At 70.8% G+C, this 26590-nt stretch carries 26 protein-coding genes; 4 read left to right on the plus strand and 22 right to left on the minus strand.

Going from position 1 to position 26590, the window contains the following annotated elements; translation table 11 throughout:
- Window positions 1-7: 7 nt before the first annotated feature.
- The 9 genes from atpA to prmC all read right to left on the minus strand — a co-directional run bounded on the left by atpA (window position 8) and on the right by prmC (window position 7615).
- Window positions 8-1648, minus strand: coding sequence for a F0F1 ATP synthase subunit alpha (gene atpA / locus G5T42_RS00810; RefSeq protein ID WP_165124127.1), 1641 nt, complete (start codon window positions 1646-1648; stop codon window positions 8-10).
- A 75-nt stretch (window positions 1649-1723) separates the two neighbouring features.
- Window positions 1724-2515 (minus strand): F0F1 ATP synthase subunit delta, encoded by a 792-nt coding sequence (locus tag G5T42_RS00815; protein WP_165124130.1) that lies wholly within the window; start codon window positions 2513-2515, stop codon window positions 1724-1726.
- Complete coding sequence (locus G5T42_RS00820; RefSeq protein WP_165124133.1) at window positions 2515-3093, minus strand: F0F1 ATP synthase subunit B; 579 nt, start codon at window positions 3091-3093, stop codon at window positions 2515-2517. Before G5T42_RS00820 ends, G5T42_RS00815 begins: the two co-directional genes overlap by 1 nt.
- Window positions 3094-3123: 30 nt before the next feature.
- Window positions 3124-3363 (minus strand): ATP synthase F0 subunit C, encoded by a 240-nt coding sequence (atpE, locus tag G5T42_RS00825; RefSeq protein ID WP_165124136.1) that lies wholly within the window; start codon window positions 3361-3363, stop codon window positions 3124-3126.
- Between the two features lie 44 nt (window positions 3364-3407).
- On the minus strand, window positions 3408-4196 hold the full coding sequence (gene atpB / locus G5T42_RS00830) for a F0F1 ATP synthase subunit A (RefSeq protein ID WP_347104449.1): 789 nt from the start codon (window positions 4194-4196) through the stop codon (window positions 3408-3410).
- A 161-nt stretch (window positions 4197-4357) separates the two neighbouring features.
- A complete protein-coding gene (locus G5T42_RS00835; protein ID WP_165124139.1) occupies window positions 4358-4840 on the minus strand; it encodes a hypothetical protein in 483 nt (160 codons plus the stop codon).
- The gene (locus G5T42_RS00840) at window positions 4837-5991 is read right to left on the minus strand and encodes an MraY family glycosyltransferase (RefSeq protein ID WP_165124142.1); all 1155 of its coding nucleotides are present in this window, start codon (window positions 5989-5991) and stop codon (window positions 4837-4839) included. Before G5T42_RS00840 ends, G5T42_RS00835 begins: the two co-directional genes overlap by 4 nt.
- Complete coding sequence (locus G5T42_RS00845; RefSeq protein ID WP_165124145.1) at window positions 5988-6686, minus strand: L-threonylcarbamoyladenylate synthase; 699 nt, start codon at window positions 6684-6686, stop codon at window positions 5988-5990. Before G5T42_RS00845 ends, G5T42_RS00840 begins: the two co-directional genes overlap by 4 nt.
- Before the next feature lie 47 nt (window positions 6687-6733).
- The gene (prmC, locus tag G5T42_RS00850) at window positions 6734-7615 is read right to left on the minus strand and encodes a peptide chain release factor N(5)-glutamine methyltransferase (protein WP_165124148.1); all 882 of its coding nucleotides are present in this window, start codon (window positions 7613-7615) and stop codon (window positions 6734-6736) included.
- Between the two features lie 205 nt (window positions 7616-7820).
- Between prmC and cysK (G5T42_RS00855) the strand changes: the two genes are divergently transcribed.
- Genes cysK (G5T42_RS00855) through epsC form a run of 3 tightly spaced genes read left to right on the plus strand, consistent with a single transcriptional unit; the run spans window position 7821 to window position 10314 of the window.
- Complete coding sequence (cysK, locus tag G5T42_RS00855; RefSeq protein ID WP_165124151.1) at window positions 7821-8759, plus strand: cysteine synthase A; 939 nt, start codon at window positions 7821-7823, stop codon at window positions 8757-8759.
- A gap of 26 nt (window positions 8760-8785) precedes the next feature.
- A complete protein-coding gene (gene cysK / locus G5T42_RS00860; RefSeq protein WP_165124154.1) occupies window positions 8786-9739 on the plus strand; it encodes a cysteine synthase A in 954 nt (317 codons plus the stop codon).
- Window positions 9736-10314: a serine O-acetyltransferase EpsC gene (gene epsC, locus G5T42_RS00865; RefSeq protein WP_241245903.1), complete on the plus strand. Its 579-nt coding sequence runs from the start codon at window positions 9736-9738 to the stop codon at window positions 10312-10314. The genes cysK (G5T42_RS00860) and epsC overlap by 4 nt, the downstream gene beginning before the upstream one ends.
- A 53-nt stretch (window positions 10315-10367) precedes the next feature.
- Here epsC and G5T42_RS00870 read toward each other — a convergent pair whose 3' ends face one another.
- The 13 genes from G5T42_RS00870 to G5T42_RS00930 all read right to left on the minus strand — a co-directional run bounded on the left by G5T42_RS00870 (window position 10368) and on the right by G5T42_RS00930 (window position 25562).
- Window positions 10368-10934: a toxin gene (locus G5T42_RS00870; protein ID WP_165124157.1), complete on the minus strand. Its 567-nt coding sequence runs from the start codon at window positions 10932-10934 to the stop codon at window positions 10368-10370.
- A gap of 31 nt (window positions 10935-10965) precedes the next feature.
- Window positions 10966-11796 carry an alpha/beta hydrolase gene (locus tag G5T42_RS00875; RefSeq protein WP_165124160.1) on the minus strand — a complete coding sequence of 277 codons (831 nt, stop codon included), beginning with the start codon at window positions 11794-11796 and terminating at the stop codon, window positions 10966-10968.
- Window positions 11797-11799: 3 nt separating this feature from the next.
- Complete coding sequence (locus G5T42_RS00880; RefSeq protein WP_165124163.1) at window positions 11800-12201, minus strand: phage holin family protein; 402 nt, start codon at window positions 12199-12201, stop codon at window positions 11800-11802.
- A gap of 72 nt (window positions 12202-12273) precedes the next feature.
- Window positions 12274-13353 carry a peptide chain release factor 1 gene (gene prfA, locus G5T42_RS00885; protein ID WP_165124166.1) on the minus strand — a complete coding sequence of 360 codons (1080 nt, stop codon included), beginning with the start codon at window positions 13351-13353 and terminating at the stop codon, window positions 12274-12276.
- A 50-nt stretch (window positions 13354-13403) separates the two neighbouring features.
- Window positions 13404-15500 (minus strand): transcription termination factor Rho, encoded by a 2097-nt coding sequence (gene rho, locus G5T42_RS00890; protein WP_241245904.1) that lies wholly within the window; start codon window positions 15498-15500, stop codon window positions 13404-13406.
- 180 nt (window positions 15501-15680) lie between these two features.
- A complete protein-coding gene (gene thrB, locus G5T42_RS00895; protein ID WP_165124169.1) occupies window positions 15681-16643 on the minus strand; it encodes a homoserine kinase in 963 nt (320 codons plus the stop codon).
- Complete coding sequence (gene thrC, locus G5T42_RS00900; protein WP_165124172.1) at window positions 16640-17731, minus strand: threonine synthase; 1092 nt, start codon at window positions 17729-17731, stop codon at window positions 16640-16642. The genes thrB and thrC overlap by 4 nt, the downstream gene beginning before the upstream one ends.
- A 5-nt stretch (window positions 17732-17736) precedes the next feature.
- On the minus strand, window positions 17737-19086 hold the full coding sequence (locus tag G5T42_RS00905) for a homoserine dehydrogenase (protein WP_165124175.1): 1350 nt from the start codon (window positions 19084-19086) through the stop codon (window positions 17737-17739).
- On the minus strand, window positions 19083-20564 hold the full coding sequence (gene lysA / locus G5T42_RS00910; protein ID WP_165124178.1) for a diaminopimelate decarboxylase: 1482 nt from the start codon (window positions 20562-20564) through the stop codon (window positions 19083-19085). The genes G5T42_RS00905 and lysA overlap by 4 nt, the downstream gene beginning before the upstream one ends.
- Before the next feature lie 164 nt (window positions 20565-20728).
- Window positions 20729-21553 carry a DUF2993 domain-containing protein gene (locus G5T42_RS00915; RefSeq protein WP_165124181.1) on the minus strand — a complete coding sequence of 275 codons (825 nt, stop codon included), beginning with the start codon at window positions 21551-21553 and terminating at the stop codon, window positions 20729-20731.
- Window positions 21554-21556: 3 nt separating this feature from the next.
- Entirely contained in the window at window positions 21557-23224 is a 1668-nt protein-coding gene (gene argS, locus G5T42_RS00920; protein WP_165124184.1) for an arginine--tRNA ligase, read from the minus strand.
- 186 nt (window positions 23225-23410) lie between these two features.
- Window positions 23411-24430, minus strand: coding sequence for a hypothetical protein (locus G5T42_RS00925; protein WP_165124187.1), 1020 nt, complete (start codon window positions 24428-24430; stop codon window positions 23411-23413).
- Window positions 24431-24698: 268 nt separating this feature from the next.
- Window positions 24699-25562: a transglutaminase family protein gene (locus tag G5T42_RS00930; protein WP_165124190.1), complete on the minus strand. Its 864-nt coding sequence runs from the start codon at window positions 25560-25562 to the stop codon at window positions 24699-24701.
- A 172-nt stretch (window positions 25563-25734) separates the two neighbouring features.
- Between G5T42_RS00930 and G5T42_RS00935 the strand changes: the two genes are divergently transcribed.
- The gene (locus G5T42_RS00935) at window positions 25735-26523 is read left to right on the plus strand and encodes an SGNH/GDSL hydrolase family protein (protein ID WP_241245905.1); all 789 of its coding nucleotides are present in this window, start codon (window positions 25735-25737) and stop codon (window positions 26521-26523) included.
- The last annotated feature ends 67 nt before the right edge of the window (window positions 26524-26590 follow it).

A 26590-nucleotide genomic window follows, 5' to 3' on the forward strand; every position in this document is an offset into this window, starting at 1 on the left:
GTGCCGCTCAGCGGCGGCCCTTGACGATCTTCTCCTGGCTGACGTCCTCGGCGGCGGCCGCCCCGAACTCCTCGTGGCCCGGGTTGGCGATCGCCTGACCGCCCTTGCCGGCCTGGAACTCGAGCACGAACGAGTCGGTGACCCGGTCGAGCTCGACGGTGGTGTCGTCGTCCAGGACGTTCGTGTCGCGGAGCGTGTCGAGGATCGTCGTGTTGCGACGGATGTAGTCGAGCAGCTCGCGCTCGAAGCGCAGGACGTCCTCGACGGCGATGCTGTCGAGCTTGCCCTTCGTGCCGGCCCAGATCGAGACGACCTGCTCCTCCACCGGGTACGGCGAGTACTGCGGCTGCTTCAGCAGCTCGGTGAGGCGCGCACCACGGGCGAGCTGACGCCGCGACGTGGCATCCAGGTCGCTCGCGAACATCGCGAACGCCTCGAGCGAGCGGTACTGCGACAGCTCGAGCTTGAGCGTGCCGGACACCTTCTTGATCGACTTGACCTGCGCGTCGCCGCCGACTCGCGAGACCGAGATGCCGACGTCGACCGCGGGACGCTGGTTGGCGTTGAAGAGGTCGGACTGCAGGAAGATCTGGCCGTCGGTGATCGAGATCACGTTCGTCGGGATGTAGGCCGACACGTCGTTGGCCTTCGTCTCGATGATCGGCAGACCCGTCATCGATCCGGCACCGAGCTCGTCCGAGAGCTTCGCGCAGCGCTCGAGCAGGCGCGAGTGCAGGTAGAAGACGTCACCGGGGTACGCCTCGCGGCCCGGCGGGCGGCGAAGAAGGAGCGAGACGGCGCGGTAGGCCTCGGCCTGCTTGGTGAGGTCGTCGAAGATGATGAGGACGTGCTTGCCCTCGTACATCCAGTGCTGGCCGATCGCCGATCCGGTGTAGGGGGCGAGGTACTTGAAGCCGGCCGGGTCGGAGGCCGGAGCGGCGACGATCGTCGTGTACTCCATCGCTCCGGCGTCTTCGAGCGCGCCCTTGACGGAGGCGATCGTCGAGCCCTTCTGGCCGATGGCGACGTAGATGCAGCGGACCTGCTTGTTGACGTCGCCCGACTCCCAGTTGGCCTTCTGGTTGATGATCGTGTCGAGCGCGATCGCCGTCTTGCCCGTCTGGCGGTCGCCGATGATGAGCTGGCGCTGGCCGCGGCCGACCGGGATCATCGCGTCGATCGCCTTGATGCCGGTCTGCAGCGGCTCGTGCACGCTCTTGCGCTGCATGACGCCGGGCGCCTGGAGCTCGAGTGCGCGACGACCCGTCGTGGCGACGGCGCCGAGTCCGTCGATGGGGTTGCCGAGCGGGTCGACCACGCGGCCGAGGTAGCCGTCGCCCACGGGGACCGAGAGCACCTCGCCGGTGCGGGTGACCTGCTGGCCGGCCTCGACGCCCGAGAACTCGCCGAGGACGACGACGCCGATCTCGTGCTCGTCGAGGTTGAGGGCGAGGCCGGACGTGCCGTCCTCGAAGGTCACGAGCTCGTTGGCCATGACGCCGGGCAGGCCCTCGACGTGGGCGATGCCGTCGGCGGCGTCGATGACGGTGCCGACCTCGGTGGCCGCAGCCCCCGAGGGCTCGTACGCGGCGACGAAGTCCTTCAGCGCGTCACGGATGACGTCGGGGCTGATTGAGAGTTCTGCCATTGTCTTCCTTCGTTCAGTGGAACCGTCTTCCGATCGGTCCCGAAGCCTCCGCCCGTTGCGGGCGGGAAGTCTTTGCTAGCCGGCGAGGCGCTGCCGGAGTTCGGCGAGTCGCGACGAGACGCTCGCGTCGATGACGTCATCCGCGATCTGCACGCGCACTCCCCCGACGACCGAGGGATCGACGACGGAGTTGATCGACACGTCGGTGCCGTAGCGCTTGGAGAGCGCGCCGGCGAGACGCTCGGCCTGCGCCGCGTTCAGCGGCACCGCCGAGACGACCGTCGCCACGGTGCGGCCGCGCTGGTCGGCGACGAGGTCCATCGCCCGCGAGAGCAGCTGGCGGACGCGACGCTCGCGGGGCTGCTGGACGAGCGACGACACGATGAGCGTCGTCGCTTCGCCGGCGCGACCCGCGAGGAGCGACCGCACGAGCGTGCCCTTGGCCGCGTCGTCGCCGAGACGGCTGCCGAGCGCGAGCTCGAGCTGCGGGTTGGCCGACACCGTGCGCGAGAACTGGAAGATCTCGCCCTCGATGTCGGAGCCCTCTCCCGCGCGCGCGGCGGCGCGGACGGCGAGCTCTTCGATCGCGTCGATGAGGTCGGATGACGAGGACCAGCGCTGCTGCACGGCGGTCGTCAGGAACGACACCGATGTCGGTGAGAGCGCCTTGCCGAAGACGTCCGCGACCACACGGGCGCGGGCGTCGGTCGACGCCGCGGAGTCGGCGAGCGCGCCGGCGAGCTGCGGCGAGCCGCCCAGCGCGCGCGCGGCGGCGAAGAGCTCGCCGGCCACCGTCAGGTCGATCCCGGCGGCACGGTCGAGCACCGCCGTCGTCGCGGCGAGCGCCTGCGTGGTCGCGCTTCCCATTACGCCCTCTGCCCGTCCGGCGAGGCCGCGGCAGCGGCCTCGGAGGCCTCGAGCTCGGCGAGGAAGCGGTCGACGACGCTCTGGGCCTTGACGTCGTCGGCGAGCGACTCGCCGATCACGCCGCCGGCGAGGTCGATCGCGAGCGTGCCGACCTCGCTGCGCAGCGACACGAGCGCCGACTGGCGCTCCGCCTCGATCTGCGAGTGAGCGGATGCCGTGATCCGGGCGGCCTCCGCCGCGGCGGAGTCCTTCGCCTCGGCGATGATCTTGCGGCCGTCCTCGCGGGCGGCGTCGCGGATCTCACCGGCCTCCCGGCGGGCACCGGCGAGCTGCGCCGTGTACTCCTCGAGGGCCGCTTCGGCGCGTCGCTGTGCCTCGTCGGCCTTCGCGATGTTGCCTTCGATCGCGGTGGCTCGCTCATCCAGCAGCTTCTTCAGTCGCGGGAGCGCGACCTTCCAGAAGATGAAGAGGATGACGACGAAGCACACCGACGACCAGATGATGTCGTACCAGGCCGGGAGGAGCGGATTCGGGGTCTCACCCTCTTCAGCGGCGAATGTGACAAGAGCGCTGAGCATCCTGTCTCCTTAGCTCGAGGTGGATGCGGATCAGGCGTAGCCGAAGATGAAGGCGGTCGCGATGCCGATGAAGGCGAGCGCCTCGGTGAAGGCGATACCGATCCACATGAGGACCTGCAGACGACCCGCGAGCTCGGGCTGACGAGCCACGCCCTCGATGGTCTTGCCCACGACGATGCCCACACCGATGGCGGGGCCGATCGCTGCCAGGCCGTAGCCGACGGTCGCGATGCTGCCGGTGACCTCGGCGAGAACCGTAGTTGCGTCCACGGGGGTGTTTCCTTTCGGTTATGGGCGGCAGTCAGCCGACCCGCTCAGTGCTCTTCCGCGACCGCGAGCTGGATGTAGACCGCGGTGAGGAGAGCGAAGACGTAGGCCTGGAGGACGGCCACGAGGATTTCGAAGAGTGTGAAGGCGAAGCCGAACGCGAGGCTGCCCGCGGCGAGGATGCTCCACCATCCGCCGGCCGTCAGGAGGAAGAACGACGTGGCCGAGAAGAAGAGGACGAGCAGCAGGTGGCCGACCATCATGTTCATGAGGAGTCGGAGCGTCAGCGTGATCGGCCGGATGATGAACGTCGAGATGAACTCGATCGGCGTCACGATGAAGTAGATCGGCCACGGCACGCCGGAGGGGAAGAGCGAGTTCTTGAAGAAGTTCTTCGGGCTCTTCTTGACGCCGGCATAGATGAAGGTGACGTAGCTCACGACCGCGAGCGTCAGCGGCACCGCGATGATCGACGTGCCGGCGATGTTCAGGAACGGGATGACGCCCGTGATGTTCATGAACAGGATCATGAAGAACATCGTCGTGAGGATCGGCAGGAACCTCTCGCCGTCCTTCTTGCCCAGCAGGTCGTACGCGATGTTGGTGCGGACGAAGCCCAGGCCCATCTCGGTCAGGCTCTGGAAGCGGCCGGGGACGACCTTCATCTTCCGGGTGCCGAGCCAGAAGACCAGCACGACGGCGAGCGTCGCGAGGAACTGGATGATGTGGATCCGGGTGATCGGGATGCCGAAGACCGTCGTGACCACGTCGGGGAAGAACTCGAAGATCGACGGCGCGTGGAATCCGCCGCCGTCTTCAGCGGTTTTGGCGATCAGGGTCGCAGCTTGAGTGAACAGCGCTGGCTCCAGCTTCGGGGCATCGGGGTGAACCGTTGCGACGATGGTCGATGAGCGTCACTCCGCAAGCGCTCTCAGAGAGCGGGCGGGCGCAGAACCCACCCTATCAAACTCGGAAGCCTGCGGAATCCGCTCCAGGACTAGGCGGACGTGTGGTCTGACCTCTCCCCCGCCTCGGGGTCGTCGGGCAGCTCCACATCGCTCACGTGCGGGATGCGCATGCGCAGCATCACCACGACGTCGACCGCGAGCGAGGCCAGCACGCTCACGACGACCGAGACGAAGAAGACCGTCGGGTCGATCCACGGCTGGCCGCGCAGGATCAGGAGCGCGACGATGAAGATGACGAACTTGAGGATCCAGCCGCCCAGCACGATCCCGAAGAAGATCGGCACATAGAGGTCGTCGCCGTACCAGCGGTTGGCGATCAGGATGCTTGCACCCGTGATCCCGAGGAACACCGCCGCGATGAGGACGCCGGCCAGCGCGCTCCACAGCCCCGTGGTGCCGGCGACCAGGAAGCCGATGACACCCGCCAGGACCGCCAGGACAGCCGTCACGATCGCGGACCACTGGAGCGTCGTCCGCAGGATCGGGGTGCTCGATACAGGGGTGGGGGTCATGGGGCGGTCTCCGGGACGGGATGGCGCACCGCCGTGCGGCGCGAGGGCAGGAAGGTCAGGACGAGGCAGGCAGCGGCCCCCACGATGAGGTAGACGACCCCCGGGATGTAGAGCCCGGGCCAGCCCGCGGTCGTGCCGATGTACATCAGGAGCACACTGAGCCCGACGATGGCGGTCCAGGCGTAGAAGATCAGGACGGCGTCGCGGTCGCTGTGGCCCATGTCGAGCATGCGGTGGTGCAGATGCTTCCGGTCGGGCGAGAAGGGCGACTTGCCGGCCTGCATGCGGCGGAGGACGGCCATCCCGAAGTCGAGCAGCGGGAGCAGGACGATCACGACGGGCAGCAGGATCGGGAGGAACGCACCGAGGAGCTGCGAGCGCCCGAAGTCCTCGGGGTCGAGCACCGTCGGGTCGAGCTGGCCCGTGATCGCGATGGCCGAGCAGGCCATCAGCAGGCCCAGCATGAGCGCTCCGGCATCCCCCATGAAGAGCTTCGCCGGGCTCCAGTTGAGCGGGAGGAAGCCCAGGCACGCGCCGATCAGGACCGTCGCGAGGAAGGTGGCCAGCGAGAAGTTGCTCGCCGTGAAGTCGCGGGAGAGCATGTACGAGTAGGCGAAGAACACCGCGTTCGCGATGAGGCAGACCCCGGCAACGAGGCCATCCAGGCCGTCGATGAAGTTGACGGCGTTCATCACGATGACGATCGCGAAGACCGTCAGCGTGAAACTCACCCACCCCGAGCCGACCGTGAGCCCGCCGATGGGAAGCGAGTAGATCTGCAGCTCGCCGAACCACGCGATGATGCCCGCGGCGAGGAACTGCGCCCCGAGCTTGATGAACCAGTCCAGATCCCACAGGTCGTCGCAGATGCCGACGATCACGATGATCACGGTCGCGGCGAGGATCGCGTAGACCTGCTGCGGCACGCTCCACACGATCGCGAAGTAGGGGTTGGCGGCCGAGACGCCGATCGCGGCGACCACCCCGAAGAACATCGCGATCCCGCCCAGCCGGGGCGTCGGCGTCTTGTGCACGTCCCGTTCGCGGATGCCGGGATAGAGCTTGTACTTGGTGCTGAGCCGCCACACCGCCCAGGAGAGGGCGAACGTCACGATGGCGGTGAACAGCGCCGTGAAGAGATACTGCTTCACGCGCCGCCGCCGTCGGCGCCCACGGGCTCCGGATCGTCCTCGAGGAGATCGCCGAGGACGTCGCGGAGCCGCGCCCGGGTGATCGCCCCTTCGCGGAGCACTCGGATGCGCGGCTCGCTGCCGCCGACCAGGCTCGTGGCGTCGACGATGGTCGACGAGATCCCGGTCTGCGACTGGCCGTCGTCGAGATACACGGCGATGCTCTCGGCGAGCATCTCCTGCGCGTCCTCGACGCGCACCGCGGCCGGCCGGCCGGTGAGGTTGGCGCTCGACACGGCGAGGGGCCCGGTCTCTTCGAGGAGCTCGAGCGCGATCCGGTGCGCCGGCATGCGGACCGCGACGGTGCCGTGCGTGTCGCCCAGGTCCCAGGACAGGGACGGCTGGGCGGGGAGGACGATCGTGAGCCCGCCGGGCCAGAACTCCTCGACGAGCTTTTCCACCGGGGCCGGAACCTCGGCGACGAGAGCCCGCAGCGTCGTCAGGCCGGCCACCAGGACCGGGGGCGGCGATTGGCGGCCGCGACCCTTCGCGTCGAGCAGGCGCTGCACCGCGCGGGCGCTGAAGGCATCGGCCGCGACGCCGTAGACCGTGTCGGTGGGCATGACGACGAGTTCGCCGCGACCGATCGCCTGGCGCGCCTGGCGCATACCGGGGAGGAGCTGCGCCTCGTCGCGGCAGTCGAAGAGGGAGGACATGTCGCCCGCCAGTCTACCCGCGACCCCGTCGCGCCCCGTGAGGCCGGTCAGGGCCGGAGGGCCGTCGTGGCACGGTCGCGCAGCGTGAGGTCCGGGTGGGTCGCGGCCGCCCGCCAGCCGTCGGCGGTGAGGATGTCGCGGATGGGCGCCCCCTGCCATTCGCCGTGCTCGATCACGATCGTGCCTCCCGGATGGACCAGCCGCAGGCCGACATGGCTGAGGACCCGGACGACGTCGAGGCCGTCCTCACCGCCGTACAGCGCCGCCGGCGGATCGAACAGGCGCACCTCGGGGTCGCGCGGGATCGCGGCATCCGGGACGTACGGAGGGTTCGAGACGAGCACCGAGACCGTCCCGTCGAGGTCGGGGAACGCGTGCTCGAGGTCGGCGAGCGCGAGGCGGGCGTTCTCGGCCCCGACCTCGCGGAAGTTCTGCTCGGCCCAGGCGAAGGCCTCGGTCGACCTCTCGGCGGCGTACACGCGGGCGTGGGGCACTTCGGTCGCGAGAGCGAGGGCGATCGCGCCGCTTCCGGTTCCGAGATCCACCGCGATGGGAGAAGGGGATGCCGCGGCCCGCAGCGCGTCGATGCCGAGCTGCGCGACCATCTCGGTCTCGGGCCGCGGCACGAACACGCCCGGACCGACATGAAGCTCGAGGTGACGGAAGGGCGCGCGGCCGGTGAGGTGCTGGAGCGGCTCGCGGGTCGCGCGGCGCCGGACGAGTGCGTCGAGGCGCTCGACATCGTCCGGGGCGACACCGTCTCCGCGCAGCGCGCGCGCCTGGACCTCGCCGCGTCCTCCCCCGAGGACGTGGGCCGCGAGCAGCTCGGCATCCACCTGCGGGTCGGGCACGCCGGCTCGGGCGAGCGTCTCTGCGGCGGCTCGCAGGAGGCCGGAGAGCGGGGCGGAGGACGCAGGATCGGGCGACATGGCGCCCTCAGCCTACGTGCGGCCCCGCCGCGCCGTGCGCGGAGCGTCGGGGGCCCGCGGGAGCGCCCGCGCCGTGTCGCGCGAGCCCGGGCGTCACATGCCGTAATCCGCACGGGCCGCTCTCCTAGGCTGATCCCCATCGGGTGCCGAGGCGCCCGCGCACGCATACCAGCCACACCCGACCTGATCGAAAGGCCGTCCGACAATGCCCGGCATCCACTCCGACATCACGAGCGCGTTCGGCGACACCCCGCTCGTCCGCCTCAACCGCGTCACGGAAGGCCTGCCGGGCACGGTGCTCGCCAAGCTCGAGTTCTACAACCCCGCGTCGAGCGTCAAGGACCGCCTGGGCATCGCGATCGTGGACGCCGCAGAGGCATCCGGTCAGCTGCAGCCCGGCGGGACGATCGTCGAGGCGACGAGCGGGAACACGGGCATCGCCCTCGCGATGGTCGGCGCGGCACGCGGCTACAAGGTCATCCTCGCGATGCCGTCGTCGATGTCGGTCGAGCGCCGGATCCTGCTCAAGGCGTACGGCGCCGAGCTGATCCTCACCGACCCCGCCGGCGGCATGAAGGGCGCCGTCGCCAAGGCCGAGGAGATCGTCGCCGAGACCCCCGGCGCGGTCCTCGCCCGCCAGTTCGAGAACGAGGCGAACCCGGCCATCCACCGCAAGACCACGGCCGAGGAGATCCTGCGCGACACCGACGGCAAGGTGGACTACTTCGTCGCGGGCATCGGCACGGGCGGGACGATCACGGGCGTGGGTCAGGTGCTCAAGGAGCGCGTTCCCGAGGCGAAGGTCGTCGCCGTCGAGCCGGCCGACTCGCCGCTGCTCACCAAGGGCACCCCCGGACCCCACAAGATCCAGGGCATCGGGCCGAACTTCATCCCCGCGATCCTCGACCAGGGCGTCATCGACGAGGTCGTCGATGTCGAGCTCGACGACGCCCTGCGCGTCGCGCGCGAGGTCGGCACGAGCGAGGGCATCCTCGTCGGCATCTCGAGCGGCGCCGCAATCTGGGCGGCGCTGCAGGTGGCGGCGCGCCCCGAGGCGGCGGGCAAGAATATCGTTGTCGTGGTGCCCTCGTTCGGAGAGCGCTACCTCTCGACGGTGCTGTACGAAGACCTGCGAGAGGGCTGAACCGCTCCATCGTCGAGAGAAGCCTCGTGCCCCGCATCCACGCCGACATCACGACCGCCTTCGGCGACACCCCGCTCGTGCGCCTCAACCGTCTGACGGAGGGCCTCGGCGCGGAGGTGCTCGCGAAGCTCGAGTTCTACAACCCGGGCTCTTCGGTCAAGGACCGTCTGGGCTTCGCCCTGATCGAGGCGGCCGAGGCATCGGGTGAGCTCCGGCCCGGCGGCACGATCGTCGAGTCGACGAGCGGGAACACCGGCATCGCGCTGGCTCTCATCGGCGCGGCGCGCGGCTACAAGGTCATCCTCACGATGCCGGCCTCGATGTCGAAGGAGCGCCGGACGCTGCTGAAGGCGTACGGGGCCGAACTCGTCCTCACCGACCCCTATAAGGGCATGACCGAGGCGGTGGACACCGCGAAGCGGATCGTGGCCGAGACCCCCGGCGCGATCCTCGCGCGCCAGTTCGACCACCCCGCCAACGCCGAGATCCACCGCCGCACGACGGCCGAGGAGATCTGGCGCGACACCGACGGCCGCATCGACTGGTTCGTCGCGGGGTCCGGCACGGGCGGCACGATCACCGGGGTGGCGCAGGTGCTCAAGGAGCGCAACCCGGCACTGCGGGCCGTGCTCGTCGAGCCGAAGGACTCCCCCGTGCTGACGGAGGGCAGGGCTGGCGGCCATCGCATCCAGGGGATCGGCCCGAACTTCGTCCCCGAGGTGCTCGACCGCAGCATCGTGGACGAGATCTTCGATGTCGAGTTCGACGACGCCATCGACGTCGCGCGCCGGCTGGCGACCGAGGAGGGCATCCTCGGCGGGATGTCGGCAGGAGCCGCCGTCTGGGCGGCGCTGCAGATCGCCGCGCGACCGGGGGCGGACGGTCAGCGGATCGTCGTGATCATCCCCGACTCCGGCGAGCGCTACTTGTCGACGGCGCTCTACGAGCACCTGCGCGAGCCCGAGGCGGCGAAGTCGTGATCGCGGCGGGCATCGTCGGCCGGGTCCGGGAAGATCTCGTCGCGGCCAAACTGCGGGACCCCGCCGCGCGCAGCGGCCTCGAGATCGCGCTCCTGTACCCGGGGCTCCACGCCATCTGGGCGCACCGCGTCGACCACTGGCTCTGGCAGCGCGGCTTCCGCTTCCTCGCGCGGGCCGGGTCGCAGATCACGCGCTGGATCACGGGGATCGAGATCCACCCCGGCGCCACGATCGGCCGCAGGTTCTTCATCGATCACGGGATGGGCGTCGTCATCGGCGAGACGGCCGAGGTCGGCGACGACGTGATGCTGTACCACGGCGTCACGCTGGGCGGCCGCACGCGGGACGGCGGCAAGCGCCACCCGACGCTCGGCGACGGGGTCGCGGTCGGTGCGGGCGCGAAGGTGCTCGGACCCATCACGATCGGCGCGGGATCGGTCATCGGCGCGAACGCCGTCGTGACGAAGGATGCCCCGGCCGACAGCGTCCTCGTCGGCATCCCGGCGAAGCCCCGCGCCCGGCGCGACGGAGAAGACACCCGGGCGCTGCTGACGGCCCCGGAGTACCACATCTAGCGACGGCTCCGGCGGCTTCCGGCGATCCGGCCCCGCTCCCGCTCTGCCGCTCGTCAGTCGCCTGTCGTCAGCTGCGCGAGCCAGGCGTCCACCTCGCGCTGACCCGACAGCCGCAGGATGGGCCAGCCCGCCTCAGCGCGCTCGCGCCAGCCGCCGCGGATCGGGGCGTACTGCGTCCACGACCACACCATGATGTTGGCGTCGGGATCCAGCCGCACCCACGACGTCGGCCGCTCGCGGTTGCCGTGCCACAGCTCCTGCCGGAGGATGCCGCGTCGCAGCGTGCGCCAGATGATCCGCCGCATGACCACCGACCGCGGATGGTCGAGCCACACGACGGTGTCCGGACCGTCCGGACTGCCCGGGTCGAGCATCCCGTCGAGCCTCGACAGCCAGTTGCCGTCGACGACCCACGCGTGCGGGTGAGCGGCGAGGAACTCGCGCACGATTCCACGCGCCTCGGCGAGATCGCGGAACGTCCAGTCCGCGTCCCAGAAGACGGCGTCGAGCTCCAGCCTCGGGAGGTCCAGGACGTCGGCCACCTTCGCGGCCAGGCTCGACTTGCCGGAGCCCGAGACGCCGACGACGCGGATGCGGCGGGGCCGGTCGGGCAGAGGCATCCCTCCACCCTAGAGGCGGGCGGAACAGCCCTCAGATCCCGGCGCGGTCGAGCCAGTCGGCCAGGAGCGCGGCCACGAGCGCCGGCCTCTCGTGCGGCAGGGCGTGCCCCGCATCGGCGACGGTCGCCACGGTGGCGTGCGGGCAGCGGTCGGCGAGCCGCTGCTGGCGGTGCCAGCCGACGTACCGGTCCTGCCGGGCCGCGACGATCAGGACGGGCGCGGTGATGACGACCCGGTCCGGGTCGATCGCGTGCGGTCCCGCCCCGATGGCCCGTTCGAGCGTGTCGTCGTCGACCTCGCCCGTCGCCGGCACGACGTCGCGCCGGAACCGGTCGAGCGTGTCGGCCGTCCGCACGACGAAGTACCCCTCGAACTCCTCCCGCTCCCGCTCGTCGAGGTCGGCGCCGACGCCGTCGTCGCGCACGACGCTGCCCGCGGCCGCGGTGTCCCACGGCCCGGGGATGACCGGGCACAGCACCGCGACGCCCGCCGTGCGGGACGGATGCCTCGCCGCGAGGGCGCGGGCGAGATGCCCGCCGTAGGAGTGGCCGAGGAGGAGGAACGACCCGGTCTCGGCCTCGGCCTGCAGCACGAGGTCGAGGAGGTCGAGCACGGCATCCGGCGAGGCGACGTCGGACGACGGGCGCGATTCGCCGTGACCCGGGAGATCCGCATAGATCCGGCGGATCGCCCGGTCCTCGAGCATGGGCTCGAGGAAGCCGCGCACCTCCCGACGACTCGAATACGCGCCGTGCAGCGCAAGAAGGGGGATGCCGTCGCCGTGCACTTCGTAGGCGATCGACGCGGACGAACTGGCCGAGACGCGGCGCGTCGGCGGATCAGCGAGGGCGAGGGGAGCCATCCGTCACGAGCCCCTGCGCTCGGCGGCCTTCTTCTTGAGGAACAGCGGGGGCAGCAGCCAGGACGCGAGCGCGGTGACCAGCCAGACGATCAGGGTGCCGATGATCCACGCCACGGGTCCATCGACGCCGATGCCGGCCGCCGGGATCAGCACCGCGATGAGGAGCGCGACGAACGTCGAGATCAGACCGATCCCGCCGATGAGGGCCTCGGCATGCCGTCGGGTGACCTTGAGCAGCCACGGGGCCAGGATGCTCTGCAGCACGGCGAAGATCACGACCGCCAGGAGGATCCCCCACCAGTCGTCCCAGTGCAGGTAGAACCGGGGCAGGATGAGGTCTGCAGCGACGAGCCCGACGAAGGCCGACACGAGGAAGATCGCCGCGCGGATCAAGAACGTGATCACGCGCTCAGGGTAGGCGAGCGGGGCCGCCGACGAGCGGCGCTATCGCCCACGAGTGGTGAGAGGGCCGGGCGCTCAGTCGTCGGCGCCGAGGGCGGCGAGCCGCGCCTCCTCGTCGGCCTGGATCGCCGACTCGATGATGGGCTCGAGGGCGCCGTCCATCACCTGATCGAGGTTGTACGCCTTGTACCCGGTGCGGTGGTCCGCGATGCGGTTCTCGGGGAAGTTGTAGGTGCGGATGCGCTCGGAGCGGTCCATGCCGCGGATCTGCGAGCGACGGGCGTCGGATGCCGCGGCATCCAGCTCCTCCTGCTGCTTCGCGAGCAGACGGGCCCGCAGCACGCGCATGCCCGCCTCGCGGTTCTGCAGCTGCGACTTCTCGTTCTGCATCGAGACGACGATCCCCGTCGGGACGTGCGTGATCCGCACGGCGGAGTCGGTCGTGTTGACCGACTGGCCACCCGGGCCCGACGAGCGGAAGACGTCGATCTTCAGGTCGTTCGGGTCGATCTGGATCTCTTCCGGCTCGTCCACCTCGGGGAAGACGAGGACGCCCGTCGTCGAGGTGTGGATGCGTCCCTGCGATTCGGTCGCCGGCACGCGCTGCACGCGATGCACGCCGCCCTCGTACTTGAGGTGCGCCCACACGCCCTGCGCGGGGTCGGAGCTGGAGCCCTTGATCGCGACCTGGACGTCCTTGTAGCCGCCGAGGTCGGACTCGTTGCGCTCGAGCAGCTCGGTCTTCCAGCCCTTCGACGCCGCGTACTGCAGGTACATCCGCAGCAGGTCGGCGGCGAAGAGCGCCGACTCGGCGCCGCCCTCGCCCTGCTTGATCTCCATGATGACGTCGCGGGCGTCGTCAGGGTCGCGCGGGATCAGGAGGCGCCGCAGCCGCTCCTGCGCCTGCGCGAGCTGCTCCTCGAGCACGGGCACCTCGTCGGCGAACGCGTCGTCCTCTTTGGCGAGCTCGCGTGCGGCATCGAGATCATCGGAGGCCGCGAGCCACGCGTCGTGGGCCGCGACGATCCGCGACAGCTCCGCGTAGCGTCGGTTGACGCGCTTCGCACGGGCGGCGTCGGCGTGCACAGCGGGGTCGGAGAGCTCCTCCTGAACCGCCCTGTGCTCGTCGATCAGCCCTTTGACGGACTCGAACACTACGAGCCTTCGACAGGCTCAGGGGCCGACATCGTCACGGTCCGACAGACTCAGCGGATGCTGTTGTCGTGCGCGTGGCTGTGCCCGCCGCCGTGCGCGGGAGTCGGGATCGACTTCTGCATCTGCACGAGGAACTCGACGTTCGACTGGGTCTCCTTGAGCTTGCCGAGCACGACCTCGAGGGCCTGCTGCGGGTCGAGGCCCGCGAGCGCGCGACGGAGCTTCCAGGTGATCTTGACCTCGTCGGGGCTCAGCAGCATCTCCTCGCGGCGGGTGCTCGACGCGTTGACGTCGACAGCCGGGAAGATGCGCTTGTCGGCGAGCTGGCGGCTGAGGCGCAGCTCGCTGTTGCCCGTGCCCTTGAACTCCTCGAAGATGACGTCGTCCATCTTGGAGCCGGTCTCGACGAGCGCCGTCGCGAGGATCGTGAGCGATCCGCCGTTCTCGATGTTGCGCGCAGCGCCGAAGAAGCGCTTCGGCGGGTAGAGCGCCGACGCGTCGACGCCGCCCGTCAGGACGCGACCCGAGGTGGGCGCCGAGATGTTGTAGGCGCGGCCGAGTCGGGTGATCGAGTCGAGCAGCACGACGACGTCGCGGCCGAGCTCGACGAGGCGCTTCGCGCGCTCGATGGCGAGCTCGGCGACCGTCGTGTGGTCTTCGGCGGGACGGTCGAAGGTCGAGGCGATGACCTCGCCGCGCACCGTGCGCTGCATGTCGGTGACCTCTTCGGGGCGCTCGTCGACGAGCACGACCATGAGGTGGACCTCGGGGTTGTTGATCGCGATGGCGTTCGCGATCTGCTGCAGGACGATCGTCTTGCCGGCCTTGGGCGGTGCGACGATGAGGCCGCGCTGACCCTTGCCGATGGGCGCCACGAGGTCGATGATGCGCTGCGTGAGCTTCTCAGGCGCCGTCTCGAGACGCAGACGCTCCTGCGGGTAGAGCGGCGTGAGCTTGCCGAACTCGACGCGCGTCGCCGCGTCGTCGACCGACAGGCCGTTGACCGAGTCGACCTTGACGAGCGCGTTGTACTTCTGGCGGCTCGACTGCTCGCCCTCGCGAGGCTGCTTGATCGCGCCGACGACGGCGTCGCCCTTGCGGAGGTTGTACTTCTTGACCTGGCCGAGCGAAACGTAGACGTCGCTCGTGCCCGGGAGGTAGCCCGTCGTGCGGACGAACGCGTAGTTGTCGAGGACGTCGAGGATGCCGGCGATCGGGATCAGGACGTCGTCCTCGCCGATCTCGGTCTCGAACTCGTCCCCCGTGGTCTGGCCGCGGCGCTTGTTGCGCTGGCGGTTGCGCCCGGCGCCCTGGCCCTGCTCGTCGTCCTGCTCGGCGGGCTGCGGAGCTGCGGCTGCGGCCTGGGCACCCTGGGCGTTCTGGTCCTTCGGCGCCTGACCGTTGCCCTGGCCGCCGTTCTGATTGCGGTTGCGGTTGCGGTTGCGCGAACGGCTGCGCGAGCGCGACGGGGTCTCTTCACCCGAGGACTCGGTTCCGGATGCCTCGCCCTCGGCGCCCTGCGCCTCGTCGGAGGTCTGGTCGGCTTCGGCCGACTCGCCCTGCTCGGCGGCTTCGGCCGGCTGCTCGGCCTCGGCCGGCGCCTCGACGGGAGCCTCCTCGGCGGTCTGGGCAGGAGCGTCGGTCGCGGTTTCGGCCGGCGTCTCGGCAGCGGCGGGTTCGGCGGCGGCTTCTGCAGCGGCGGCCTCGGCAGCGGCGGCAGCCGCAGCGTCGGCGTCGGCCTTCGCGCCGGTGCTCTTCGCGCGGCGGGGGGCGCGCTTGCGCGGGGCCTTCTCGACCGCCGCGGGCTCGGCCGGGGCCTCGGGCTCGGCCGGGGCCTCGGGCTCGGCCGGCGTCTCCGCCTGAGCCTCGGGCTCGGCGGGCACCTCGACCTCGGCGGGCGCCTCGGCCTGAGCCTCGGGCTCGGCCGGCGCCTCGACGGCCTCGGGCTCGGCCGGCGCGTCAGCGTCCTCGACGTCCTCGGCGGCGGGCTCGTCGGCCTGCTCGGCGGGCTCGACCGGCGCCTCGACGGCGGCCTCGGCGGTGTCGGCGACGGTCTCGCCGGCGGTCACGTTCTCGACGCCCTCGGGCGCTTCGGTGCGCTCCTCGGCAGGCGTGTCGACGTTGTGGATCTCGGAGATGGACTCCACGAGTTCTCCCTTGTGAAACGAATGGAATATGCACGACGGCACAGTCGCCGCGCGCGGCGGAAAAATCAGCCCGCGCGGGCCTGGATGGACTGCTCAGACAACCGGGTGGCCGCTCAGCGGTCGATCAGGCGGGGATGTGCCAGGGTTTCGCAGAATGCGACGGAGGCCAGATTCACGTGCTTACGTGGAACCCTCCGCGTACTCCCTCACTGTACCACCCTTGAAGTCGACGGCGAGCATGAGCGCCTCCCACGGGGTGTCGGTCGCGCGGGCTGCGACGTCGGCCGCTTCGAGGCGCTGACCCGGTCCGTCGGCGAGCACGAGGACGCTCGGACCGGCTCCGGAGACGACCGCCGCGAACCCGCGCTCGCGCAGCGCCCGCACCAGGATGTCGGTGCCGGGCATCGCCTGCGCGCGGTAGTTCTGATGAAGCTTGTCCTCGGTCGCGGCGAGCAGCAGCTCGGGGCTCTGCGTGAGTGCCGCGATGAGCAGCGCCGAGCGGGAGACGTTGAAGACGGCGTCCTCCCGCGGCACCTGCAACGGCTGCAGGCTGCGCGCGAGCTTGGTCGACATCGTGGACTCGGGCACGAAGACGAGGGGTGCCACGCCGCGGTGCACGAGGAGCTTCTTGTGCTGGGGGCCGTTCTCGTCCATCCAGGCGATCGTGAGGCCGCCGAAGAGGGCGGGGGCGACGTTGTCGGGATGCCCCTCGAGCTCGGTCGCGAGCGCCAGGAGCCGGTCGTCGCCGAAGGCGACGTCCCCGTCGAGCAGCCCCTTGGCCGCGAGCAGGCCCGACACGACGGCCGCGCCCGACGAGCCCATGCCGCGGCCGTGCGGGATGACGTTGCGCGCCTCGAGGCGGAGCCCCGGCATCCGTCGTCCCGCCGCCTCGAACGCGTGGGCGATGGAGCGCACGACGAGGTTCGAGGCGTCGCGCGGCACGTCGCCCGCTCCCTCGCCCGCGACCTCGATCTCGAGGCGGTCGTCCGGCAGCGCCGTGACGACGAGCTCGTCGTAGACGCTCAGCGCGAGGCCGAGCGTGTCGAAGCCGGGACCGAGGTTCGCGCTCGTCGCGGGCACACGCACGACGACCGCGCGCCCTTCGACGGGCTGCCGGACCGGCTCGGAGAGGGCTGCGCTCACTCGGTCGCCCCGACGGGGACGAGGTCGAGGACGGATGCCACCTCCGACGTCGTCGCGTCGACCACGGTCGGCTCGACCGTCGTGCCGTCCGCGTTGCGCAGAGCCCACTGCGGGTCCTTCAGGCCGTGGCCGGTCACCGTCAGCACGACGCGCGATCCCTGCGGCACGATGCCCGCCTCGACGCGGTCGAGGAGGCCCGCGACGCTGATCGCCGACGCCGGCTCGACGAAGATGCCGACCTCGCCCGCGAGGAGCTTCTGCGCCGCGAGGATCCGGTCGTCGTCGATCGCACCGAAGTAGCCGTCGGTCGCCTCGCGCGCGTCGAGGGCGAGGTGCCACGATGCCGGGTTGCCGATGCGGATCGCACTCGCGACGGTCTCGGGGTTCTTCACGACCGCTCCGGTCACGAGCGGAGCCGAGCCCTCGGCCTGGAAGCCGAACATGCGCGGCACGCGCGTGGAGACGCCGGCCTCGGCCTCTTCCGTATAGCCGCGGGTGTAGGCGGTGTAGTTGCCGGCGTTGCCCACGGGGATGAAGTGGAAGTCGGGAGCGTCGCCCAGCTGCTCGACGATCTCGTACGCCGCGGTCTTCTGACCGTCGATGCGGTCGGGGTTGACCGAGTTCACGAGGTGCACCGGGTAGTTGTCGGCGAGCTCGCGCGCGATCTCGAGGCAGTCGTCGAAGTTGCCGCGGATCTGGATGAGACGTCCGTTGTGCGCGACGGCCTGGCTGAGCTTGCCCATCGCGATCTTGCCCTCAGGCACGAGGACGGCGGCCGTGATGCCGGCGTGGGCCGCATAGGCGGCCGCCGAGGCCGACGTGTTGCCCGTCGAGGCGCAGATGACGGCCTTCGCCCCGTGCTCGATCGCGCGCGAGACGGCGACCGTCATGCCGCGGTCCTTGAATGAGCCGGTCGGGTTCATGCCCTCGAACTTGACCCAGACGTCGGTGCCGGTGCGGCGCGACAGAGCCGGGGCGGGGAGGAGCGGGGTGCCGCCCTCGCCGAGGGTGACGACGGTCGAGGCATCCGTGACGCCCAGACGATCGGCGTACTCGCGGAGGACTCCGCGCCAGACGTGTGCTGCCATGTCGGTCAGTCTCCTTCTACACGCAGGACCGAGACGACGCGCTCCACGACGCCGCTCGCGGCGAGCCGTTCGACGGTCTCGCTGAGGTCCTGTTCCAGGGCCTTGTGGGTTCCGATGACGAGTCGCGCGACTCCGCCCAGGTCGTCGCCGCGGGTGGACGGATCGGCGGCCGAGCCCGTCGAGGCGTCGTGGACGACCGTCTGCTCGAGGGTCGCGATCGAGACGCGGCCCTCGCTGAGGATGCCGGCGACCCGCGCCAGCACGCCGGGCTCGTCGTCGACCTCGAGCGTGATCTGGTAGCTCGTGGTCACGCGGCCGATCTCGACGATCGGGAGGTTCGCGAGGGTGGACTCCCCCACGCCGACGCCGCCGGCGATGTGCCGGCGCGCCGCCGAGACGACGTCGCCGAGCACGGCCGACGCCGTCTGCACGCCGCCGGCGCCCGCGCCGTAGAACATGAGGTTGCCGGCGGCCTCGGCCTGCACGAAGACCGCGTTGTTGGCGCCGTGCACGCTCGCCAGGGGGTGCTCACGCCTGATCAGTGCGGGGTAGACCCGGACCGAGATCGACTCGCCGGATGCCCCCGCCAGGCGCTCGCAGACCGCGAGGAGCTTGACGACGTAGCCGGCGTGGCGCGCGGCATCCATCATCGACTTGTCGATGCCGGTGATGCCTTCGCGGTGGACGCACTCGAGGGGGACGGTCGTGTGGAAGGCGAGGCTCGCGAGGATCGCCGCCTTCTGCGCGGCGTCGTAGCCCTCGATGTCGGCGGTGGGGTCGGCCTCGGCGTAGCCGAGCCGCTGAGCGTCGGCGAGGACGTCGGAGAGCTCGGCGCCCTCGGTGTCCATGCGGTCGAGGATGTAGTTCGTCGTGCCGTTGACGATGCCCATGATGCGCTGCACGCGGTCGCCGGCCAGCGAGTCGCGGAGCGGCCGGATGATGGGGATGGCACCGGCGGCGGCGGCCTCGTAGTAGACCTCCGCGCCGACCTGGTCGGCGGCGTCGAAGATCTCGGGTCCGTGCGTCGCGAGGAGCGCCTTGTTCGCCGTGACGACGTCCGCCCCCGAGTTGATCGCCTGCAGGAGGTACGTGCGAGCCGGCTCGATGCCGCCCATGAGCTCGATGACGATGTCGGAGCCCACGATGAGGGGCTCGACATCGGTCGTGAACAGCTCCCGGGGCAGGTCGACGTCCCGCGGCGCGTCCAGGTCGCGCACGGCGATGCCGGCGAGCTCGAGCGTCGCGCCGGCACGGTCGGCGAGCTCGTCACCGTGGCGCAGCAAGAGCGCCGCGACCTGCGAGCCCACGGCTCCAGCCCCCAGCAGTGCGACGCGCAGACGGCGGTAGTCGGTCACTTCGCCTCCGCGTTTCGTCGCGCGTGCGTCTCGCTCGACGATCGCCGCTCGTCCAGTACCGGCATGTCGTTCCCTTCCATCGGAATGGCGGTGAGGCCCGCGTCGCGCGCGAGGAGGTCTTCGACCGTCTCGCCCCGCACGATGACGCGCGCCTCTCCCCCGCGCAGCGCCACGACGGGCGGCCGAGGGACGAAGTTGTAGTTGCTCGACAGCGAGAAGCAGTAGGCCCCGGTGGCAGGCACCGCGAGGAGGTCGCCCGGCGCGACGTCGCCCGGCAGGTACTCGGCATCCACCACGATGTCGCCCGACTCGCAGTGCTTCCCGACGACGCGCGAGAGGGCAGGCTCGGCGTCGCTCGTGCGTGACGCGAGGCGCGCGGAGTACTGCGCACCGTAGAGCGCCGGCCGCGCGTTGTCGCTCATGCCGCCGTCGACGCTCACGTAGAGGCGCGTGAAGCTCTCGTCGACCTCGACGGGCTTGGTCGTGCCGACCTCGTACAGGGTCACGCCGGCCTTGCCGACGATGGCGCGGCCCGGCTCGAAGGCGAGATTCGGGATCGGGATGCCGCGCACCGCGCACTCCTGTGCGACGGCGTCGACGATGCCGGTCGCGAGGGTCTCGATGGGCGTCGGATCGTCCTCCGGCCGGTAGGCGATGCCGAAGCCGCCGCCGAGGTTGAGGACCGGGATGTCGCCGCCCGCGAGGAGCTCGGCGTGCAGCTCGACGACGCGCGCGGCCGATTCGCGGAAGCCGGCCGTGCCGAAGATCTGCGAGCCGATGTGGCAGTGCAGGCCCACGAACGAGAGCCCGTCCAGCTCGCGGATGCGGGCGACGGCGGCCGCGGCATCCTCGAGCGTGAATCCGAACTTCTGGTCTTCGTGAGCGGTCGCGAGAAAGTCGTGCGTCTCGGCATGGACGCCGCTGTTGACGCGGACGAGAACGGCCTGCTGCGCGTCGCGACGCTCGACGATCGCGGCGAGGCGCTCGAGCTCGATCCAGCTGTCGATGACGATCGAGCCGATGCCGAGCTCGACGGCGCGCTCGAGCTCGGGGACGCTCTTGTTGTTGCCGTGGAAGCCGAGGCGTGCGGGATCGGCGCCCGCGGCCAGGGCCACGGCGAGCTCGCCGCCCGAGCAGACGTCGACGGCCAGGCCCTCGTCGGTCACCCAGCGGACGAGCTCGGTCGAGAGGAAGGCCTTGCCGGCGTAGTAGACGCGCGCCTGCACGCCGTGCGCGGCCGCGGCGGACCGGAAGGCCGCGAGGGTGCGTCGCGCATGGTCGCGCACCTCGTCCTCGTCGAGGACGTAGAGCGGAGTGCCGAAGCGGTCGCGCAGCGTCGTGGCGGGGATGCCGCCGAGGCGCAGCACTCCGTGCTCGTCGCGGTCGGCCGCTTGGGGCCAGACGTTGACCGCGAGCGAATTGACGTCATCCGGGACCGCCGGCCACGGAGTGGCTCGGCTCTGGGGGGCGGCGGACACAGCGGGTACCAATCGGTGGGGGCTTCGGCGCGACGTCTCCCGGGCCGGGCCGGAGGACGGATGCCGCGGCCGGTGGACTCACGCGCCGGGCAGTCCTTGCAGTCTAGGGCACCGCGTATGCCGCGCCTGGCCTGTGTTTCGGGGCGGGTCGGAGGCGCCGGCGCTCAGGCGCTGCAGGTGCCGTTCGCCTGCAGGGCGGGGTCGCTCGCGATGCGCCCGTCGACGTCGAAATCTGCCACCACCTGGTCGCCGTCGACCTTCACCTCGGTGAGCGTCAGCCCCGCCGGGATGTACTCGGCGATGCACACCGTGTAGTCCTTGAGCACCGTGTCGGCGATCGAGCCGAAGCGGGACTTCAGGTCGTCGGCCGAGACCTCCGCCCCCGCCAGCTGCAGGCGCGACGGAGTGAGCACGATGTCGCCGTCGGCTGCAGAGGGGGTCAGCGACACTCCGACGGGCACGGTGATCCCGAGGAACGTCAGTTCGGTCGACACCGTGACATCGGGTGCGGCGAGGGCCAGCGAGTCGACCGGGAAGTCCTGTACGTCTGCCAGGAGGGACTTGAGCTGTTCCTGGTCGAGGCGGACGGTGGCCGTCGCGGCGTCGGCGGTGGGATCTCCCCGGAAGGCGATGCCCTGCGCGTGGACCGTGACGTCGCCCTGCAGCTGGCCGACCGACACGTCGTCGGACGACACCGTGACGTCGTCGAGCTTGCCCGCGATGAGCTGCGGGATCACGGTGCCCTGCACGTCCACGTCGACCTCCTGGTCGGCGGGGAGGGCCAGGTTCGTGACGATCTGGTCGCGGATCGTCTTCTCGACGAGCCCGCGCGCGATGCTCTCGCCGATGAACCACGCCGCGACGGCGAGGCCCACGACGATGACGGCGGCGAGGATCCACGGCCACGCCCGGTGCCGACGTCGAGGCTCCGGCGGCGCCGTCGTCCAATCCGGCAGAGGCTGGGTGGGCTGCGTGTCGCCGACGGTCATGTCCTACATCCGTTCCGGTGCCTGGACGCCGAGCAGGTCCAGGCCGTTGCGCAGCACCTGACCCGTCGCGTCGTTGAGCCACCGGCGTGTGCGGTGGACGGTCTCGACCGGATCGTCTCCCTGGGGGATGACCCGGCAGTTGTCGTACCACCGGTGGTAGAGGCCCGCGAGCTCCTCGAGGTAGCGGGCGACACGGTGCGGCTCCCGCAGCTCGGCCGCGAACGCGACGATGCGCGGGAACTCCTGGAGCGCGCCGAGGAGTGCCGACTCGGTCTCGTGGTCGAGCAGCTCGGGCGCGAACTCCGAGCGGTCGACGCCGGATGCCTCCGCATTGCGCGTGACGTTGTGGGTGCGGGCGTGCGCGTACTGCACATAGAAGACCGGGTTGTCGTTCGTCCGCTTGCGCAGCAGCTCGGGGTCGAGCGTGAGGGGCGAGTCGGCCGGGTAGCGTCCGAGCGAGTAGCGCAGCGCGTCGGTGCCGAGCCATTCGCGCAGATCGTCCATCTCGATGATGTTCCCCGCACGCTTGGAGAGCCGCGCGCCGTTGATCGACACGAGCTGGCCGATGAGCACCTCGATGTCCTTGTCCGGGTCGTCGCCCGCGGCGCCCGCCAGCGCCCGCAGGCGGTGCACGTACCCGTGGTGATCGGCGCCCAGCAGGTAGATCTTGTGCGCGAAGCCCCGGTCGCCCTTGTTGAGGTAATAGGCCGCGTCCGCGGCGAAATACGTGTACTCGCCGTTGGAGCGACGGATGACGCGATCCTTGTCGTCGCCGAAGTCGGTCGTGCGCACCCACACGGCGCCTTCGTCGTCGAAGACGTGGCCCTGCGCGCGGAGGCGGTCGACCGCCTCGTCGACGAGACTCGGCTCGCCGTTCGATCCCTTGGCGTGCAGCTCCCGCTCGGAGAACCACACGTCGAAGTGCACGTTGAACTGCTCGAGGGAGGACTGGAGCTCGCCGAGCTGGAACTCATACCCGAGGTCGCGCGCGACGACGAGCTGCTCCTCGGCCGCGAGGTCGAGGAGGTCGGGGCGCTTGGCCAGTACGCGACGCGCGAGCTCGTCGATGTAGGCGCCCGCGTACCCGTCTTCGGGGGTGGGCTCGCCCTTCGCGGCCGCGAGGACGGACCTGCCGAAGCGCTCCATCTGCGCGCCGGCGTCGTTGATGTAGAACTCACGCGCCACCGTCGCGCCGCTGGCGAGGAGCAGGCGGGCGATGGAGTCGCCGAGCGCCGCCCACCGCGTGTGGCCGATGTGAAGCGGACCCGTCGGGTTGGCGCTCACGAACTCGACGTTGATCGTGTTGCCCCGCTGGCTGTCGTTCGTGCCGAAGGCGGCGCCGGCGTCGACGATCGTCTTGGCCAGGGCGCCGGCGGCCGCGGCATCCAGGCGGATGTTGATGAATCCGGGGCCGGCCACCTCGACGCTCGCGACGCCGGGGGTCTCGGCGAGCCGCCCGGCGATCTCGGCCGCGAACTCGCGCGGGTTGGCTCCGACGACCTTCGCCAGCTTGAGCGCCGCATTGGATGCCCAATCGCCGTGGTCGCGGTTCTTGGGCCGCTCGAGCGGCAGCTCCGACGCCGTGACGCCCTCACCGGAACCGGGGCGTCGCGCCTCCGCGAGGGGGACGATGACGGCGGCGAGGGCGGCGGAGAGTTCGTCAGGAGTCATAGCCCGCCAATTCTACGGGCGAGCGCGCGCCGCCCCCTCTCCCCACCTCCCCTCCCCTCCCCCGCCTCCCCTCCCCTCCCCTTCGCTCGGCCGCCGAAACCACCGACTCACGACTCAGCCGCTGCATCCACCCCCTCCCCACACAGCGGCTCGGCCGCGGATGAGTGGGTTCGGGGCACATCCCGCCTAGGGTCGGCCCCGCGAGAAGGTGGGAGGCGGCACGACGGGGCCGCCGGGCGGCCGGACGCCGAAGGAAGCCAGCCGTCGGCGGAAGGCTTCGAGATCGCGTAGATCGTCCGCATCCCAGCGGATGACGCGGCGGCCGGTGCGTCCGCGGATGTCGTCCTCGCGCCGCTTCTCGGCGAGCACCACCGCGCGCGCGTCTGCTCCGTCGGGCTGAGCGGCATCGGCGTACTTGGCCTTGCCGTCGACTTCCGCCCACACGTCCACGTCGTCCAAGCCCAGGTCGATGTCGTAGTACCCGCAGTCATGCGGGACACGCACCTGGAGCCGCGGCGGTGCGAAGCCCAGGAGGTGAAGGTTGAGGCGGCTCACGCTCTCGAGGGTCGACTCGGCGCGACCGTCCGCGAATCCCAGCACCCACCGCGCCTGGATCACGCCGCGCGCACCATTGCGCAACGCCGATCGAGTGCCGACCTCGACCCGGAGCAACTCGGCCGCCATGTCGTCGTACTTCCGCACCGAGTCATCCCAGGCCACCAGGTGCAGGGCTGCATCGGCGAGTGCGACAGCCGACTGGAGTGGAAGCCGGCCGATGAGGTCGGCGACAGTGCGAGCCAGACCGGTGACGGGGATCCCGCTCACCGCGTCGCGATCGCCCTCGACGCTGAGGTCGTGGCGCGCGACGGCCCTTCCGGCGACGACACCGTGCGCGGTCGGCCCGGAGACGTGAACGCGCTGCGGGTGGTATCGGTAGAGAGGCAGTCCCCACAGCACCGCCGCCGAAGTGTGGGAGAGCACGACGTCGCCCTCACGCATGGCCCGCGCGGTCGCGATGGCCCGGGCGGCGTGCCGTTGCTCGATGAACCATCCGGCCCAGGTCGCGGCATCCACGTACCACCCGCGGTGCGCGACGATCATCGTCCCGTCGGCGACCGCCGCCCGAAGGCGATCGCGCCCCATGCCGCGCTGCATCCGCAACGCCGCCGCGGACAGAATCCGCGCCCCGACGAGGTCGACATCCATCCCGCGAGTCTGCGCGGGGACAGTCGTTTGGCCGGGCGAACCGGTCGGTCCTGTGCGCCGGCGTCGGCAGCCCCGTCCTGTGGAGGACCCCACGCGTGGCCGGTCCGCCGCCCTTCCGTGCCCGGTCCGCCGCCCCTCCGGCGCCGAACCCACACGTCGATGCGCCACCCGCTGCACTCAAGCGGGATGCGAAGGGCGTCTGGGGCGCGGATGGGTGGTTTTCGGCGACCGGGGCGCGGGCCAGAGCGCGCCGGGCAGGAGGGGTGTGTCAGGCGAGCTGGACGAGGGCGGCGGGGTCGTCGGCCGCGGGATCGGATGCCTCGGCCCACAGCGGCTCGCGGGGCGCCTCGCCCTCGAGGCCGTCGCCGGACGCGTCATCCGGCATGACCATCGCGTCGACGCGCATGCGCTTGAGGCCGACATAGCCGCCGTGGTAGCTGAGGAAGGCGCAGTCCGCGGCATCCCGACCCGTTGCAATCCGCACGAGCGAACGCCGGTTCGCGAGGCGCGTCGCGTCGATGACGTACCAGGCGCCGTCGCAGTACGCCTCGGCGACGGCGTGGAAGTCCATCGGCCGCAGACCCGGTGCGAAGCACGCGGCGTAGCGGGCCGGCATGTCCATCGCCCGCAGGAGCGCGATCACGACGTGCGCGTAGTCACGGCATACGCCCTGCCCTGTCATGAGGGTGGTCACGGCGCTGTCGGTGCCCTGGCTGAGCCCCGGCGTGTACGTCGTGCTCGTCGCGACGAAGTCGCTGACGGCTGCGATGAGGTCGTAGCCGTGAAGCCCCTTGAACTGCCGGCGAGCCTGGGAGAAGACCTCGTCGGACTGGCAGTAGCGGCTCGGACGGAGGTACGTGATGGCCTCGAGGTCGCTCGTGCGGCTCGCCGACATCTGCCCCTCGACGGTCGCCTGATAACGCACTTCGAGACGCCCGGCCTCGCCCGTGAGGCGGTGCAGACGACTGCCGGACTGGTCGACGATCTCGGTCGGCGTGTACACGCGATCGCCCTGTGTGAACGTCAGTTCCTCGCTCACGACGGGCACCTGCTGGGCGGCCGTGATCTGGAAGATGAGGTCGACGGACGACCCCAGTTCGAGGTCGAGTTCAGCGGTCACGAGGCGTTGCACCGAAGTATCCTCGCACGCCGGACAGACCCCTTTCTGCGGGGCTGTTGAACGCTTGCCGGGCGGCTGCTGGGAGCGGTTCCGCACGGGAGGGGACGGATGCCTCTGACCGGCGGTTTTCCGCGGGAGAACCGCCGATGTGGCGATCTTGTGAACTTGACGTACACTCGCCCGCGTGAACCCGCACGGACGCCCCCGCGCGCGGCGTCCGGTGTGGCTCGTCTGCGGCCTCCTGGCCGCCGTCGCCGTCGTGTGCGCGGTAGGCGCCTGGCGAGCGTGGGCCAACCCCGTCGAACCGGTCGCTCCGGTCGCGCGGGCCGAGGCCGTGGCCATCACCCCCGCACCCCTCTCGCTGCCCGACGATCCGACCGTCCTCGTGTTCGGCGACTCCTGGACCTACGGCTCCGCGGCCACCGTGCCGACGCTCGGGTACGCCTATCTCCTCGGGCAGACGCTCGGGTGGAACACCGTCGTCGACGGCGTCCGCGGAAGCGGCTACCTCAAGCCGGGCCTCGACGGCGGCAGCTTCGGCGAGCGCATCGCGCAGCTCGACCCGGCCCTCGATCCCGATCTCGTGATCGTCGAGGGGTCGATCAACGACCGGCGCCTCTACCCCACCGGGTACCGCGAAGCGGTCACCGCCGCGTGGAACGCGCTCGCCGGACTCTACCCCGACGCGCAGTTCGTGATCCTCGGACCCGCGCCCCAGGTTCTTCCGGTCGAGAAGCCGACCGCCGCGATCGACGGCGATCTGCGCGACCTCGCGAGCGCCCGGGGCTGGTCGTACGTCTCCCCCATCGCCGAGGACTGGATCACCGAGGCGAACTACGCCACGGTCATCGACACGTCGGAGATCGGCCGCGATCACCCGTCGACGGAGGGGCACGCCTACCTGGCGCAGCGACTCGCCGACGACCTGCAGCGCCTCGCCGAGGGCAACGGGGTCACCGCCGACGCCGGCTGAGAGCCGGCGCCGGCACGATCCGCGGCATCGCCGATCCCCCGCGGAGACGGCTGAAGGCCGCCCCTCA

The organism is Microbacterium sp. 4R-513 (assembly GCF_011046485.1).
Lineage (GTDB): Bacteria > Actinomycetota > Actinomycetes > Actinomycetales > Microbacteriaceae > Microbacterium.

Bases quoted from the DNA above. Each gene is read 5' to 3' on its own strand.
- atpA (WP_165124127.1), bottom strand. From the start codon at position 1,648: ATGGCAGAACTCTCAATCAGCCCCGACGTCATCCGTGACGCGCTGAAG.
- G5T42_RS00815 (WP_165124130.1), bottom strand. From the start codon at position 2,515: ATGGGAAGCGCGACCACGCAGGCGCTCGCCGCGACGACGGCGGTGCTC.
- G5T42_RS00820 (WP_165124133.1), bottom strand. From the start codon at position 3,093: ATGCTCAGCGCTCTTGTCACATTCGCCGCTGAAGAGGGTGAGACCCCG.
- G5T42_RS00835 (WP_165124139.1), bottom strand. From the start codon at position 4,840: ATGACCCCCACCCCTGTATCGAGCACCCCGATCCTGCGGACGACGCTC.
- G5T42_RS00845 (WP_165124145.1), bottom strand. From the start codon at position 6,686: ATGTCCTCCCTCTTCGACTGCCGCGACGAGGCGCAGCTCCTCCCCGGT.
- prmC (WP_165124148.1), bottom strand. From the start codon at position 7,615: ATGTCGCCCGATCCTGCGTCCTCCGCCCCGCTCTCCGGCCTCCTGCGA.
- cysK (WP_165124151.1), top strand. From the start codon at position 7,821: ATGCCCGGCATCCACTCCGACATCACGAGCGCGTTCGGCGACACCCCG.
- G5T42_RS00870 (WP_165124157.1), bottom strand. From the start codon at position 10,934: ATGCCTCTGCCCGACCGGCCCCGCCGCATCCGCGTCGTCGGCGTCTCG.
- G5T42_RS00875 (WP_165124160.1), bottom strand. From the start codon at position 11,796: ATGGCTCCCCTCGCCCTCGCTGATCCGCCGACGCGCCGCGTCTCGGCC.
- thrC (WP_165124172.1), bottom strand. From the start codon at position 17,731: ATGGCAGCACACGTCTGGCGCGGAGTCCTCCGCGAGTACGCCGATCGT.
- G5T42_RS00915 (WP_165124181.1), bottom strand. From the start codon at position 21,553: ATGACCGTCGGCGACACGCAGCCCACCCAGCCTCTGCCGGATTGGACG.
- argS (WP_165124184.1), bottom strand. From the start codon at position 23,224: ATGACTCCTGACGAACTCTCCGCCGCCCTCGCCGCCGTCATCGTCCCC.
- G5T42_RS00925 (WP_165124187.1), bottom strand. From the start codon at position 24,430: ATGGATGTCGACCTCGTCGGGGCGCGGATTCTGTCCGCGGCGGCGTTG.